Origin of the sequence: Pseudoalteromonas galatheae, from assembly GCF_005886105.2 — a bacterium.
GTDB classification, from domain to species: domain Bacteria; phylum Pseudomonadota; class Gammaproteobacteria; order Enterobacterales; family Alteromonadaceae; genus Pseudoalteromonas; species Pseudoalteromonas galatheae.
In genome coordinates, this window is sequence record NZ_PNCO02000001.1 from 1,929,306 (window position 1) to 1,944,281 (window position 14,976).

The 14,976-nt window shown below is 41.8% G+C and carries 16 protein-coding genes; 9 read left to right on the top strand and 7 right to left on the bottom strand.

All coding sequences use genetic code 11. The features are described 5' to 3' along the window. The first annotated feature begins 2 nt into the window (after positions 1 to 2). Positions 3 to 1,187, top strand: a complete 1,185-nt coding sequence (trpB, locus tag CWC29_RS08435) for a tryptophan synthase subunit beta (RefSeq protein WP_128726389.1) — start codon at positions 3 to 5, stop codon at positions 1,185 to 1,187. Next, on the top strand, positions 1,184 to 1,990 hold the full coding sequence (gene trpA / locus CWC29_RS08440) for a tryptophan synthase subunit alpha (RefSeq protein WP_138523931.1): 807 nt from the start codon (positions 1,184 to 1,186) through the stop codon (positions 1,988 to 1,990). The genes trpB and trpA overlap by 4 nt, the downstream gene beginning before the upstream one ends. Before the next feature lie 79 nt (positions 1,991 to 2,069). On the opposite strand, the gene CWC29_RS08445 is transcribed toward trpA, so the two are convergent. From CWC29_RS08445 to CWC29_RS08465, 5 genes are all read right to left on the bottom strand, one after another. Then, positions 2,070 to 2,411 carry a chorismate mutase gene (locus tag CWC29_RS08445; RefSeq protein ID WP_138523929.1) on the bottom strand — a complete coding sequence of 114 codons (342 nt, stop codon included), beginning with the start codon at positions 2,409 to 2,411 and terminating at the stop codon, positions 2,070 to 2,072. A 1-nt stretch (position 2,412) separates the two neighbouring features. Next, positions 2,413 to 4,500 carry a GMC oxidoreductase gene (locus tag CWC29_RS08450; RefSeq protein ID WP_209319042.1) on the bottom strand — a complete coding sequence of 696 codons (2,088 nt, stop codon included), beginning with the start codon at positions 4,498 to 4,500 and terminating at the stop codon, positions 2,413 to 2,415. Between the two features lie 16 nt (positions 4,501 to 4,516). Continuing rightward, positions 4,517 to 5,737, bottom strand: coding sequence for an aminotransferase class I/II-fold pyridoxal phosphate-dependent enzyme (locus tag CWC29_RS08455; RefSeq protein WP_128726386.1), 1,221 nt, complete (start codon positions 5,735 to 5,737; stop codon positions 4,517 to 4,519). Between the two features lie 11 nt (positions 5,738 to 5,748). After that, entirely contained in the window at positions 5,749 to 6,924 is a 1,176-nt protein-coding gene (locus tag CWC29_RS08460) for a DegT/DnrJ/EryC1/StrS family aminotransferase (RefSeq protein ID WP_161568677.1), read from the bottom strand. Between the two features lie 257 nt (positions 6,925 to 7,181). Then, positions 7,182 to 7,454 (bottom strand): HU family DNA-binding protein, encoded by a 273-nt coding sequence (locus CWC29_RS08465; RefSeq protein ID WP_138523927.1) that lies wholly within the window; start codon positions 7,452 to 7,454, stop codon positions 7,182 to 7,184. Between the two features lie 122 nt (positions 7,455 to 7,576). On the opposite strand from CWC29_RS08465, the gene CWC29_RS08470 reads away from it, so the two are divergent. Together CWC29_RS08470 and CWC29_RS08475 are read left to right on the top strand one after the other, a co-directional pair. Then, positions 7,577 to 8,146, top strand: coding sequence for an inner membrane-spanning protein YciB (locus CWC29_RS08470; RefSeq protein ID WP_138523925.1), 570 nt, complete (start codon positions 7,577 to 7,579; stop codon positions 8,144 to 8,146). A 90-nt stretch (positions 8,147 to 8,236) separates the two neighbouring features. Further along, positions 8,237 to 8,878: a CPBP family intramembrane glutamic endopeptidase gene (locus tag CWC29_RS08475; RefSeq protein ID WP_138523923.1), complete on the top strand. Its 642-nt coding sequence runs from the start codon at positions 8,237 to 8,239 to the stop codon at positions 8,876 to 8,878. Positions 8,879 to 8,948: 70 nt separating this feature from the next. On the opposite strand, the gene CWC29_RS08480 is transcribed toward CWC29_RS08475, so the two are convergent. After that, entirely contained in the window at positions 8,949 to 10,373 is a 1,425-nt protein-coding gene (locus CWC29_RS08480; RefSeq protein ID WP_128726381.1) for a sodium-dependent transporter, read from the bottom strand. Positions 10,374 to 10,594: 221 nt separating this feature from the next. Between CWC29_RS08480 and CWC29_RS08485 the strand changes: the two genes are divergently transcribed. The 5 genes from CWC29_RS08485 (at position 10,595) to CWC29_RS08505 (ending at position 13,692) form a co-directional block, all read left to right on the top strand. After that, a complete protein-coding gene (locus CWC29_RS08485) occupies positions 10,595 to 10,894 on the top strand; it encodes a YciI family protein (RefSeq protein WP_128726380.1) in 300 nt (99 codons plus the stop codon). 108 nt (positions 10,895 to 11,002) lie between these two features. After that, a complete protein-coding gene (locus tag CWC29_RS08490; protein WP_128726379.1) occupies positions 11,003 to 11,260 on the top strand; it encodes a PepSY domain-containing protein in 258 nt (85 codons plus the stop codon). Between the two features lie 2 nt (positions 11,261 to 11,262). Further along, a complete protein-coding gene (locus CWC29_RS08495; RefSeq protein ID WP_128726378.1) occupies positions 11,263 to 11,937 on the top strand; it encodes a response regulator transcription factor in 675 nt (224 codons plus the stop codon). Beyond that, positions 11,931 to 13,274, top strand: a complete 1,344-nt coding sequence (locus CWC29_RS08500) for an ATP-binding protein (protein ID WP_128726377.1) — start codon at positions 11,931 to 11,933, stop codon at positions 13,272 to 13,274. Before CWC29_RS08495 ends, CWC29_RS08500 begins: the two co-directional genes overlap by 7 nt. Then, positions 13,258 to 13,692: a hypothetical protein gene (locus CWC29_RS08505; RefSeq protein WP_128726376.1), complete on the top strand. Its 435-nt coding sequence runs from the start codon at positions 13,258 to 13,260 to the stop codon at positions 13,690 to 13,692. The genes CWC29_RS08500 and CWC29_RS08505 overlap by 17 nt, the downstream gene beginning before the upstream one ends. 148 nt (positions 13,693 to 13,840) lie before the next feature. On the opposite strand, the gene CWC29_RS08510 is transcribed toward CWC29_RS08505, so the two are convergent. Next, positions 13,841 to 14,878, bottom strand: a complete 1,038-nt coding sequence (locus CWC29_RS08510; protein ID WP_128726375.1) for an AI-2E family transporter — start codon at positions 14,876 to 14,878, stop codon at positions 13,841 to 13,843. Positions 14,879 to 14,976: the final 98 nt, after the last annotated feature.

Genomic DNA, 14,976 nt, shown 5'->3' on the forward strand with positions numbered 1-14,976 from the left:
ACATGAGTAATTCAGCTTATTTTGGTGACTTCGGAGGCATGTTTGTGCCCGAGTTACTCGTACCTGCATTAAAGCAGTTAGAACAGGAATTTTATAAGTCACAAAAAGACCCAGAATTTCAACAGGAGTTTTATCAACTTTTGAATGAATTTGCAGGTCGCCCGACCCCGCTGACTAAGACACGCAACTTAGTTAAAAACCCTAAGGTCAAACTATACTTAAAGCGTGAAGATTTACTTCACGGTGGTGCACATAAGACCAACCAAGTGTTAGGTCAAGCGCTCTTAACTAAACGTATGGGTAAAAAAGAAGTCATTGCTGAAACCGGTGCTGGACAACATGGTGTTGCAACCGCCCTAGCCTGCTCCTTACTCGGCTTGAAGTGCCGGGTATACATGGGAGCTAAAGATGTTGAGCGTCAGCAACCAAACGTATTTAGAATGCGTTTGATGGGTGCCGAAGTTATCCCAGTTACTGCGGGCTCGGGCACATTAAAAGACGCGGTAAATGAAGCATTAAGAGACTGGTCTGCAAACTACAAAACGGCACATTATTTACTCGGAACGGCTGCAGGTCCTCACCCCTTCCCGACGATTGTCCGTGAGTTCCAAAAAATGATTGGCGAAGAGGCGAAACAGCAAGTACTAAAAGCGGAAGGTCGTTTGCCTGATGCGGTTATCGCTTGTGTGGGCGGCGGCTCAAATGCTATTGGTATGTTCGCAGACTTTATTGACGAAAAAGACGTGAAATTAATTGGTGTGGAACCGGCAGGTAAAGGCTTGGATACTGATGAGCACGGCGCGGCACTATGTAAAGGTACTAAGGGTATTTTACACGGCGCCTATACCTACATCATGCAGAACCAAGATGGCCAAATTGAAGAATCTTATTCTGTGTCAGCGGGCCTCGACTACCCAGCAGTTGGTCCTCAACACGCATTTTTACATGAAACAGGCAGAGCACAATACGTCGGTATTAGTGATACAGAAGCCTTAGCTGCTTTCCAAGCGCTAGCTAAACACGAAGGTATTATTCCAGCCTTAGAATCGAGCCATGCTCTGGCATACGCACTAAAATATGCAGAAGCGCAAACCGAAGAAACGGTGATTGTTGTTAACTTAAGTGGTCGCGGAGACAAAGACTTAGCTCACGTCCACCAGGTACTATCTGAGCGAGGTGAACTATGAGACGTTATGACGCGATGTTCGCGCACTTAAATGAAAAAAACCAAGGTGCATTTGTTCCTTTCGTGACGATTGGCGATCCCGATAAAACACTCAGTATTGAGATCATCAAAAGCCTGATTGACGGTGGTGCTGATGCATTGGAGCTAGGTATTCCATTTTCTGATCCCATCGCCGATGGCCCTGTTATCCAAGCAGCCAATATCCGTGCTCTAGAGCAAAATGTTAATACGCAAGACTGTCTTGAGATCATCGCTGAAATTCGTCGTTACAACAGTGATATTCCAATTGGTTTGTTGCTTTACTCAAACTTGATTTTTGCTCGTGGTATTGAGCGGTTTTATCAAGATGCCAAAACTGCGGGTGTGGATTCTATCTTAGTTGCTGATGTGCCACTGCACGAAGCCAAACCGTTTAGGCTCACTGCAATGGCAAATGACATCGCGCCTATTTTCATTGCCACACCGAATGCCTGCGATGATACGTTACGAGAATGCGCCACCCGTGGCCGTGGCTATACTTATTTACTTTCACGTGCAGGCGTGACTGGTACAGAAACGTCAGCACAAATGCCGGCAACAGAGATGATCACCAAACTTATCGAGTATCATGCTGCGCCGCCACTGCTAGGGTTTGGTATTTCTGAGCCGGAGCATGTAAAGCATGCAATTAAATCAGGTGCAGCAGGTGCAATTAGTGGCTCTGCGGTGGTGAAAATCATCGAAAAACACTTGGATGACCCTAGCACCATGTGCTTTGAGCTAAAAACCTTTGTTGAGCGAATGAAAGCTGCAACACAAAAGTAAACGCTAGCAAAAAAGGGAGTATAGTGTCGATATACTCCCTTTGGTTACATGAGATCCTTTAAAGCACCAGTTAAACCAACTACAACCCTCTCACTCTTTTAGCTTGAGCAGCCTTGGAATACTTCATTAGAACGCTCATTAAGTCTCGAGTTAGATACTCAGATAAGCCATTTTTCTTTGCGGTTTCAAGAGCCCGCTCCAATACAAGATGCTCACGCTGAAGGTCCTCAACTGGCAGGTGAAAAATGGCCTTCAAGTCACCGACTTCTGACACTTTACTAAATCGCTCTGCAATCAAGCGAATTAATTGCTCATCGATTTGATTAATGCCACTGCGAAGCTCTGCAAGTGCACTGGAATAATCACCATCATAACTATGCTTCATAGGAAGCTTAGTTCCACTTTCATATGAAATTGCCATGTTAATTTCCTTCTGAAGTCATATCGCTTACTTTGCCAACTAACTCTGGCGCGATTTCAGCCATGCAATACTCAGCTACTGCAGCAATGGTCCATGCAGGCGTGCAAGCGCCTGTACTGCCAGGGATCAATGAGCCATCAATGACATATAGTCCTTCAACCACATCACCGTTCGCGCTTTTAACTCTTCCATAATTATCACACGCTTTACCAATTACACAGCCCCCTAGCGGGTGTGGTGTCATACCATAGGCAACATCAAAATGTTCGTTTTCGGCTGAAGCGTTACTTGTTAATGTACGTTTAGTGTTAGTGCTGCAGCGCAGCGGTCCCTGGTACCCTTTGAACTGAGCAAGCTTGCGATCGAGTTGTGCTTTGTCACTACCCTCAATATTTACTTCTTTCCAAGCGGTAAGTGCATTAATAGCGGTATTGATCGAATCTCCCATTCCGCCTTCATATTTACCATTCATTTCTATCGTTTGAGGATAAGAGAGCTGATAAGAGCCGTCACTTTGCTTGACAAACTGACCAGGGGCAGTGTCTTGGCAAACTCCCATCATCAAAGTATTTTGAATAGAGACGCTTTCTTCATACCAAACGGGATACACAACCATCTTACTAAATGGAGACCCACTGTTATCATCTAGATATTGTTTTGGATCCTTACCAAAACGGAAATCACATTCAGCAGAGCCAGGACCACCATTGGCAGGGCGAACTGGCTCATTACAAAGCTGTGTCGCAAATAAGTCGCCATTTTGACCCCAGAATTTACCTACATAGGGGCTTAAACTAGGCAAGCCGGTAACGTTTAGATCGGTACAATTCGGTGAATTTGATGATTCGAGTAATAGCCTAGCGGTATGCATGGAACCCGCAGCCATAATGACATTGTCAGCCTCATATATTATTTGCTGACCGGCATTGACGTTAGTCTCATCAATTTTATTTACGATAACTCGATACACCGCCTTCTTATCTTTTGTCGGTGGTATTAAATTAATACTGATCACTTCGCTGAGACATTGAATATCAAGCTGTTCTGTTGCCTTTGCTTCTGCTAGGTAATTTCTATCTAAACTATTTTTTATGCCAAAGAGTGTTCTCTCTTCACCCTCTTCCACTTCTGAATAACTGTTCATGCCATACCACATTTCACCGATTGTCGCAGAAGGTAGCATGTTGCAAGATATCTCATTTGCTACCACTGACCAGTCAAGCGCTAAGGTACTAAACTTTTGCTCAATTGCCGTGATACCGTATTGTTCTGAAAATTTACATGGATCCGTTTTTAATGCTGACTGTAGTTTTTGCGCTTGGGATAAGAATACTCGTGTAGAAAGATAATCAGGTGATGCCGCTACTGATATCTGCGCTCGATTATGGTGTTCGGCAAGTTCAACAATCTCTTTTTTAGTAATAGAGTCACTGATCTCACAGCTTTTAACATTAAGGAACTGTAAAGTAGTATCCGTATTTTTACAATTATCCACCATGGTGGTCGGCTGCATGATCTTTTCGACTGTATTGTAGTGATCTACCAGCTGACAATAGTCTAACAGCCTAGTGTCGTGATGTTCAGGATCTCTAAAAGCCAAGTTAAAAGCATCTGCCGATGGCTTTTGGAAAATGGTGTTATATACCTGTGATGTCCCCCCAAGACCTGCGCCCACCCAAACCGTCATGTTTTCCGCTTCTATAGTCTCGACTAACCCCGGATATTTAGTGATCGGTCGCTTAGCAAATACACCATCATTAAAGTTTAACGGTTTGTCATTTAGACTCGGATCTCCAACAGGCGTTCCAAAAGGCTCCTCCATTGCCATCCAAGCAGAGCGCTCATCAGGCTGACGATAATTACAAAATGGTGGGGTTGGTGTTTGCACCGTCTTAGGTTGATCCTCGCGAGTTAAATTCCCCCACCAGTCTTTACCGCGCTCTAACAGCAGTACCGGTTTATCTTTCGTCGAAGTTTGTTTAAACTGCTCGCATAACCTCAATGCAGCAACACTTCCGCCAAAACCTGAACCGACAATGATGGTATTAAACTTGGTTTGTTTTTTTGCTAATTCTGAATTATTCATCATATTTTCCTTTTCATATCTAGGCGACATGGCCGCCAACTGAGTTTGAATGACAACAAAACTGCATGGTTTGTTTAATTGCTTGCCCTATAAATGGAATATCCTCTTGTTCACATACCACGGCGATGCGAACATATTGTTGAAGCGCCTCAACAGTCAAATCACTCACCGCCAAGTAATGTCCCGGCAAAACTTTTATAGCGAACTCTTGATACAAACGCTGACAGAATTTCTCGGCTGGACAACCAACATCAAGCCAAATATAAAACCCGCCCGCTGGCATCTGATAACAAGATAAATCACTAAACTGTTTTGAAAATTCGTCAAACTTACGACCGTAAACTTGTCGATTACTGAGGACATGTTGCTCGTCAGACCAAGCAGCTTGTGAACCTTTTAACTGAATAGACGAGAGTGAAACGCCATGATAATTTCGATACGATTGTAAGGACTTAATCAAGTGCGTATCGCCAGCAATAAAACCAGAACGTAACCCGGGTAATCCTGAGCGTTTAGACAGACTATGAATAGCAAGGCAATTTTCAAATTTGGAGTTGCCCATTTTTGCGCACGCTTCCAGTAACCCTGTCGGTGCAAATGGTTCACTATATATTTCGCTATAGCATTCATCTGCAACAAGTATGAATTGATACTCTTTTGCCAATTCAATTAATCGAGTCCACTGCAAAAGTGAAAGCACTTCTCCCGTCGGGTTGCTTGGCGAACAGACAAACATGAGATCTATTTCAGCCCAGCAGGCATAAACGTCTAACTCACTAGTAGTTAACTCGCTTAACTGTGTTTGCGAAATAGTCTGTACTTTTGCGCCAACATTCTCAGCACTCGCAAGATATATCGGATAGCCTGGATCTGGCATAGCCACTGTAATTGGTTGACCATGTTGTAGTTGATGGTTGAACAAAGCAATAGGAAGCATAAAGATCCCTTCTCTACTACCTGCCAATATCGTAATTTGGTCTTTGGCTGAAAAGCATTGGAGATCAAGTTTATATCGTCTACTCAGCCATCTAGCTATCGTCTCTTGTAGCTCGAATTGCAAAGCAGGTTTAGGGTACTGGGTCAGTGCTTCAAAACCATCGGGGATCTGTGATAAAACATCTTGCGCAAGGGGAACATTTGGCTCCCCAATGCTCAAATCAATGACATTCCCCTCTGTTTCAATGCCATTGAGTAGCATCCCAAGCCTTGCTTGCGGATATAAACGTTCGGAAAAATGCATCTGCGGTCTCCCTACATCACAATCGTTTTATGTGCACTAACAAGCTCAGCAATCTCGTGTTTCGCGTCCAAAATCAGAGGTTGTTGACTCAGTACGATGTCACACATTCTCTGTGCTACTCTTTCACACTCATGCTCAGTGAAGCCCAGTCTTGTGATTTCAGCAGTCCCCACCCGCATAAATCCGTCACAAAATATGCCATGCTCTTTGAGTTTGTCTCTGTGTTTTACGCCAGATGCTTTATCCAATAGAGGCAAGACTTGATGACAGTAGGTCGAATGGTTAAAGTTGGGGTTACATTCACCCCTCAATGTAAACCCTCTCTTTTTAAATATATCTGCGAAGGTGCGTGCATTCGCCACAACTTGAGCCGCATATTGTTGCCATGGCACCTCATCCAAAGTGAGTCCTAAGGCCGCAATCCTTGCTAGGTGAGGATTGCAGATCATAGTCGGTCCATTCAAGGGCGTGAAGTTAGAGACAATTTCTATCCGTCTATGTAACGGTTCAGAATTGGTGACAATCATTCCCCCTTGTGGACCTGGGAAAGTCTTATGTGTTGAGCCAAATAAAATATCAGCTCCTTCTTTAAGCGGATCTTGATATTGGCCACCTGCTATCAATCCTAAGCTGTGTGAGCCATCGTAAGCCACAATGCCACCATAGCTATGGACTATCTCACTAAGCTCTCGTACTGGCATCGGCACCATAAAAATGGATGCGCCCAACACAACGAGTTTAGGCTGTTCTTTTAGAAGTAATTCAATACATGCTGATTTATCAAGTTGCCACTGCGCATCATCAAATACCAAAGGTAATGAATGTCTGTGAAACACTTCATATTGGAAAGGGTATCCACCACCGGGAAAAAACGGTGGTACACGTGCCACCTTATCCCCAGGCTCCGTAAGTGCAAATATCACAGCCATGAGACTATTACTTCCTGAAGTTGGAGAAATATTTGCGTATTGTGCAGAAAAAACAGATTTGGTTTTTTCTATTGCGAGTTGCGTTATCTCTTGTGAGATATCCGTCCCAGCATAAAAAGGAGCCGCGTAACGTGATGCTAAATCATTTGACAATAATTTTGCGACCGGTTCAGACAAACGATTTTCACTTACAATCAAGTTGATAGCTTGGCGGCGGCATTGCTGATGAGCCTCAGCTAGTTCAATAATGGTATTCATCCTCATTCCCATTTTAGCCTATAGAATGAGTTACATGATAGTTACCATGTGCACCAAAAGTTAATTACAGGTAATTACAAGGTATTACACAAAGAGGCTTTTGTTGATAAGAATACAATTATTTAGTTTTGATACATTCGTCCCGAAGATAAAAATTGACGATTACACAAAATGATGAGAACAAGAGGTGGTTGTATATTTTTGCAGAAACTACACTGTTGCAGCGGTTCAACTCGCTGCAACAAGCTGGGATCGATTTACAATAATTTATCTTTAAGTGCTTTAGCAGGCTTAAACAATACCTTGTTTTGTCCCTCAATGGTGATGGTCTCACCTGTTTGAGGATTACGCCCTTGCTTTGGAGGATGATAACTTAACGCGAATGTCCCAAGTCCATTGATTTGCATCTGATCACCTTCTGACAAGCGCTTTTTAGTGGCCTGTAAAATGACATTTAACACCGCCTGTGAATCTTTCTTCGTTAATCCACTAATTTCCGCCATTTTTGTAACTAAATCGCTCTTATTCATGCAAATACCTCTGAACCATTGAATGAGCGCTGCAGGCTATGGGTTTCATCAAAGAAAGTCAATGTTGATGTTCTCTCCGTATCTTGGTAAAACCCTTACAACCAACTTTGTTAGGATAAAAAATGTCATTTTTAATTGAGTACTTACCGCTCATCTTATTTTTTGCGGTTTATAAGTTTGTCGATATTTTTTGGGCAACGGGAGTGCTAATCATCGCCTCTCTTATACAGGTCGCACACCAATATATCACTAAGCGCGAAGTCGCAAAACGTCATTGGATTTTTCTCGCGATTGCATTGATCCTTGGTGGGATGACGATTTTCTTCCATGATGAGCAGTTTATAAAATGGAAAGCCACTATTATTTATGCCATTTTAGGTGCGGCACTACTCATATCTAGGTACCTGTTTAATAAAAACTTAGTAAAAGATGCACTCGAAGGCGTGTTAAAGTCAGTTGCTGAGAAGGAAAAAAGCGAGATTGATATTGATTTACCAGCCAAAGACTGTGACCAATTAAATCTATTTTGGGCGGTATTACTTTTCTTCATCGCTGGCCTAAACCTTTACGTTGCGTACCACTTCTCTCTTGATTTTTGGGTGAACTTTAAAGTCTTTGGTCTAATTGGGATCACCTTCGTTGCACTGCTCTTTACCATGTTTAAAATTCAAAAATATTTACCTGAAGAGTAACCATTCAAGGTTCATCTGCAGCTGCTATAGTTAACGAGTGAGAGCTAACTATAGCGGCTAGTAGCCATCAAATATTTTGGGGAACCAACCTTGAACGCAAGCCAATACCGGTGGTGTGAACTCGTATTTGTATTCTTTATCCTGCCCATTATCGCTTATCAATTCCGTGATCACCTCAACAATTGGCTTTTTCCAGCACTGATCATTTTAATGGCAGTCTGTACCCATTTATTACTAACCGATCCCCATTTCAAACGCTTCAGGTTAACCAGCTTGGGAGAGTTTTCGTCAGTCAAAAAACGGTTATTTACTACCTTTTTCGCGGGCGCGATGTTTTCAGCTATGCTCTATGGTTTGGTTAGTCAAGGAAATTGGTTTTCCCTGCCGCTCAATTCGCCCAGCGACTGGTTATTATTATTAATTGCTTACCCTATTCTTTCCGTATTACCACAAGAGTTAATTTTTAGGAGCTACTTCTTTCATCGCTATAAAAGGATTTTACCGAATAAAAATAACCGAGTTTTGCTAAGTGCATTGGTGTTTGCACTCGCTCACTGCGTGTATGACAACTGGATAGCCGTAGCGTTATCTTTTGTTGGAGGACTACTATTTTCTTATACCTACGCGCACAGCCGCTCACTTGCGGTATGTGTGTTAGAGCATAGCCTATGGGGACTTTGGATGTTTACAATAGGAATTGGGCAGTACTTAGACTCCGGCGTAAAATTTTAGTGGCTTAGTAAAGAATAACATCGGCGTACAATACGCCGATGCCTTCATTTTCAGGATGAGCCCCCCTTAGCTAGAAGCCAAAGATACTAAATGCAAAATATTTGGTTGCAACCGTGTTGATGAAAATAGCTAACAAGATCACAGGGATGAACGTAGATAGAGAGAAGTTGATATATTTCTCGGTAAAGCTGCCTATATATCCCTCTGAGCCTTGCGCAAGCTCCTCATTCAAACCAGATTTTTTCCAGCGATAAGTAACGAATAGGCACAGCAACAGGCCGTTCAGCGGTAAAATCGTATCGTAAAACACGTCGTAGATTAGGTCAAAGAAGCTCTTCTGTGCATCGCCATAGTTTATGAAGCTTGTAAGCCAGTCCACCATTCCAAAAGACATAGTAGATAGCACAGTTAGAATACCTGTAGTTAGTGCCAAAATGATCAATGCTTTCTTACGTGAAATACGCTTTTCTTCCATCAAAGTCGCGGTAGGCACTTCGACAATAGAAACGAGCGACGTTATCGCAGCAAAGAAAACTAGTAAAAAGAATATTCCTGCAACGATTGAAGCACCAACATAGCCAATATCATCTTGTAACGCCAATAACAATTTAGGTAAGTAGTCAAAAATCATAGATACTGAAGAGTCAGATAACTTACTTGGATCTGTATTTGGGTTAAAACTAAAAATAGCTGGCAGTACCATCAGACCTGCGATGAATGCTACTAATGAGTCCGTGATTGCGACCATTTTAGAGCTGCCAACAATATCGTCTTTTTTAGAAATATAGGAAGCATAAGTAATCAATATACCCATACCCAAAGATAGCGAAAAGAAAGCCTGTGACAATGCGCCATTCAACACACTCGCACTCATCTTTTCGAAGTCAGGAACGATATAATAACGAACACCTGCCATCGCATTATCAAGGGTAAGTACATATACGACAAGACCAATCAACATGACGAATAACGCAGGCATGAGCAACTTAGCCGCTTTTTCAATGCCTTCTTTCACCCCCCCAACCAATATAAGATTAACGATGACACCCACTATCAACATATAGATAAATACATTGGTATCGTTGATAAAAGTACCAAAGTACTTCGGGGAGGCGAGTACATCTAAGTTACCTAAAGCTGTTTGCGCTAAAAAGCCAAAAATCCAAACGGTAATAACCATATAGAAGACGGCAATCATAAATGGCGTGAGTACCGCCAAGAACCCTGCTATCGACCACTTTTTATCATGATTAGATAACAGTTTATATGCGCCAAACGGGTCTTTTTGGGCTTTCCTACCCATCGCCATCTCGGCCATCATGACAGGTAAGCAGATAAACACCACAAATAGTGCATAGATTAGTAAAAAAGCCCCACCACCATTTTTTGCGGCAGAAACAGGAAAGCCGACGAGGTTACCGATACCAACAGCAGAGCCTGCTGCGGCAAGGATAAAACCTAATCGGGAGCTAAAATGCTCACGGTTTGCACTCATTGCAATCAACCTTATTATTATTTTCTACAAATATCGAAGGACTCTACCAGTCAAGTTGAGTGTTTTTCAAGTTTAAATGACTAATCACTGAAAAACACTGCGTACATTTACTTTTGCATTAAGGCCGTTTTATCATAGTATTGTTAAACGGCCCTGAAAAGCTGACAAAATACGTAAAGATAAATAATAATAACCTAGAAACTAATCCGGAACTAATACTTATGCTTTATATGATCTATTCAACCGACGCTGAAAATTCACTACAAAAACGCTTAGCTGCGCGCCCAGCGCACTTAGCCCGTTTGGAAGAGTTGAAACAACAGGGTCGGTTGTTTGCAGCAGGACCATTACCGGCGATTGACTCGGAAAATCCTGGTGAAGCGGGTTTTACCGGTTCTTTGGTTATTGCTGAATTTGAGAGCTTAGAAAGCGCTCAGCAATGGGCTAGCATAGATCCATACATCGACGCAGGCGTCTATACTGCAAGTATTGTCAAACCATACAAACGAGTTCTGCCATAAAAGTTTGCTAAACGTTAAGTTCAGCAAAGGTTAATTACAAAAGCACTAAATTTGTTTGAGATTTATGAAGTTTAGACACTTAGTATCTATGAAACTGTGGAGCTTAAAATGCGATTGCAACTCACTCTCTTAGCGTTAATTTTGGCGTTCGCTTCGAGTGTAGCAGACGCCAATAGCCGCAATGATAAGAATATAAAAACAATTACAAAAAAAGAAGCTGTTTCTCTAGCACTTGATAAGTACGCGGGGAAAACGCTTAAGATTTCTGAAGAAAATCAGTTTTTTGTGGTAAGAATTCTCCAACCAGACGGTCGAATTGTTGACTTAAAAGTGAACAAAAAGACAGGTGAAGTAAATAAGGACTAAGAATGCGTATTTTAGTTATCGAAGACGATATTCAGCTAGCAGAAAACCTGCGAAATGCATTAGAGAAAGAAAAATATAGCGTTGATTTGTGTCATGATGGTGAGTCTGGATTATTTCACCTAGAAGAATACCCGTTAGATATGGCGGTTGTCGATCTTGGCTTGCCAAAGCTTGATGGTATCGAAATCATTCGTCGCGCTCGTGCAAACGGTATAAAGATCCCTATTTTGATTTTAACCGCTCGTGACCGCTGGCAAGACAAGGTAGAAGGTCTTGATGCAGGAGCTGATGATTACCTTACTAAGCCGTTTCATGTTGAAGAGTTGATTGCGCGCTGTAATGCACTTATTAGACGTAGTGCGGGACAAGCAAACCCTGAGATTTGTATTGGTCCTATTAAAATCCATACTCGTTCGCAACAAGTTTGGGTTAACGACACCGAGCTATCACTAACAGCCTACGAATATAAAGTTTTAGAATACTTAATGGTTAATCCTCAAAAAGTCATTTCTAAATCTGAGCTCACCGAGCATATTTATGATCAGGACTTTGACTTAGACTCTAATGTCATTGAAGTGTTTGTTTTAAGGCTTCGTAAGAAGCTTGACCCTGATGGCACTCTGAACCCTGTTGAAACCCTTAGAGGACGTGGATATAGGTTCAAAAATCAGTGGTAAACAGCTCTCAAATTTCGCTTAAAATAAGACAAGGATTTATCCTTGTCTTTGTGCTTATAATTGCGCTTCCTGCGCTCTTTTTCTCTGTGGGCAGGGCTTACTATTCTTCGTTAGTCGATGCGACCGAAAAAACATTAGAAGCTCACCTCTACTCACTTATCTCAGAAGTCGAATTTGTTTCAAACGGCCTTGAAATGCCCCGAAGCATTTTAGCCCCTGAATTAAATAGACTTAACTCTGATACTTATGCGCTGGTTTACCAAGATAGTTCTTTAGTTTGGTACTCTGAATCTGCAGTGAACTTGTCAATTTCACCTGATTTTTCAGGAAACCAAGCAGGCGCATCCGAGTTTGAACGAGTTGAATATAATGGCGTACTATTCTGGCAACTCAGTCTTACCGTCATTCTCGGTAATGCGGAGCAATCTCAACAAGCTCGCTTTGTTCTTTTAAAGAAAAATGATGCGCTGATGGAGTTGATGTCTGGGTTTAGAAATACCCTAGTCAATTGGATGCTGGTCATGGGTGTAGTGATAGCCGGCTTGATGGCATTTGGCTTTGTCTGGAATGCCCGACCACTGCAACGATTGGATAAAGAAATCAAAGAGATAGAAGCAGGTGAGCGCGATAAGATCACAGGCCTTTACCCAGTCGAGCTATTGACGATTAAATCCGACTTAAACTTACTTTTGGAATCTCAAAAGCGCCAGAAAGAGAGGTACAGAGCCTCACTTAGCGACCTTGCACATGCGTTGAAAACCCCTCTCGCGGTGATTAAATCAAGTCCGCTTGCAAAAGATGCTGATGCACAGGAACAGTTAGACAGAATTAATGTGATGATCGAACATCAATTGAAACGTGCTGCTACTGGAGCGTCCGATACTTGGAAGAAACAAACATCTGTAAAACCTGTACTAGACTCTATATTAAATGCCATGACTAAGGTATATCACGATAAACACATTCAATTTTCGTCAGAATGTGCAGAGGAAGTTGCATTTTTAGGTGATAAAACAGATTTAATGGAAATTCTTGGCAATATTATAGATAACGCTTGTAAAGCCTGTAATTCCTTGGTCGATATAAATGTAAGTGCACCTAAAAAACGCCTACTTATAATCGAAGTAGAGGATGATGGTCCTGGCATTCCTGAACATCGCCGATCAGAGCTATTAACTCGAGGTACTAGATTAGACACTTATGAGGCTGGTCACGGTGTGGGAATGGCAATCGTTTCTGATTTAGTGAAGTCTTATCATGGCTTAATGCAGATTGGGACTTCCAAACACGGCGGTGCGAAATTTACGATAGAGTTTAACCATGAAAAAAATAATTAGCATCTTGTTGGTATTAGGACTACCTTTTTCTTCTTTTGCAGAGGAAGACTTCGAGCTAAAGGACTGTAAAAAACATGAATCAAGTCATCCAGAAAAAGCAAAGAAATTCTTGATGTGTCTTGATAGCAATATCAACCTACTTGAACGCCATCGTCAAACTTGGATCACTAAGCTCTTGCTCGACACCAAGAAGTATCAATCTGACACTGGCAATACCCAGATATTGCCAATTATGGAGCGTGCTCTTCGCAACCAGGAAGAATATATGGAGGACAGTTGTCGGTGGCGATATCTACTGGATATGCCAAACGCAACGCGTTCTGCTACTGCTTATAAAAATTGTAAAATTGCATTTCTAAAAGCACACATCATCGAACTTAAAAGCAGTAAAGTATTGAAAGAAGATTTAAATATCTAACGACATTGTTGATCAAAACAGTACTAGGCTACCTTAGCATCCTGAACTTCGGTTAATTGCAGCCAAAATCCTGTTAGTCAAAAATAGCAACATTCTCGGAAAAGGAGCTGTTTGTAGCTCCTTTTTTCTTTTCCAAGCCTCAGTGTTATTAAGATGTTTTATTAACTGGCTGTTCTGAACCGAGAAGGATTGCCAACCACTTGCCCTCTTCGCTCGTTTCAAGAGCGATTTTCACAACCATGGTAAGCGGCACGGAAAGCAGCATTCCTGCGGTTCCGAGTAACCATCCCCAAAAGATTAACGAGAGAAACACGACTAAAGTGGATAAACCTAATCCACGACCCATAAACCTCGGCTCAATAATATTACCCATCAAGGTATTAATACAAATATATCCAACAGCGACAATACCACTCACCAACGGTCCATGTGTCACTAAAGCCAGTAAAACAGGTGGTACCGCTGCGATGATTGAACCTATATTTGGGATATAGTTGAGTAAAAACGCAACAACCCCCCAAAGCACGAAGTAATCAACATCTAATGCCCATAAAAAAACTGCTGCTACAACACCAGTAGCTAATGAAACAAGTGTTTTAATCGCCAAATAACTATTAATAGAATCTAAAAACCTATCTATTTGCTGCATTTTCATTTCTGGGTCGTCTAGTGCGAGGTGTACTTTGTGACTCAAAGAAGGTGCCTCAAAAAGCATAAACACGACGATAAGCAAAATTAAAAAGCTGTTAGCCATCACACCGCCAAAGCCAGTCAACATATTGGTGGCTAAATCGATTAGCTTATTTGGGTCTAGCATGCTAATGAGTTGTTGTTTATCCAATAAGATATTATAGTCTGCCGCCGTGCTGACTAACCAAACGAACTTTTCTTGTAAATCTTCTTTATACGTAGGTAGTTGTTTGGAGAAATCATTGACAGACTGCCCGACAAGCCCACCGATACTCGCACCAATTAAGAGCACTAGTGCGATTACAATCAAAATAGCCAAACCTTTTGGTATCTTAAAGCGGGCCAAAAACTTGAGCATGGGATTACAGATAATCGCAATGAATGCAGCTAATATAAATGGAACGACAATCTCAGTTGCAAGCTTGATACCTCCTAACACTAAAAATAGCGAGGCCAAAACTACCAGCGTTTTATTAATTCCAGTCAGTGAAGACACAGTTCACTCCTTTTGCTTTTTTACCATTTTAAAACAAACCACCTATAATGAAAACGAGTGATCTAACTCCTTGCTAAAACGTAAGTTTATTTGATTAC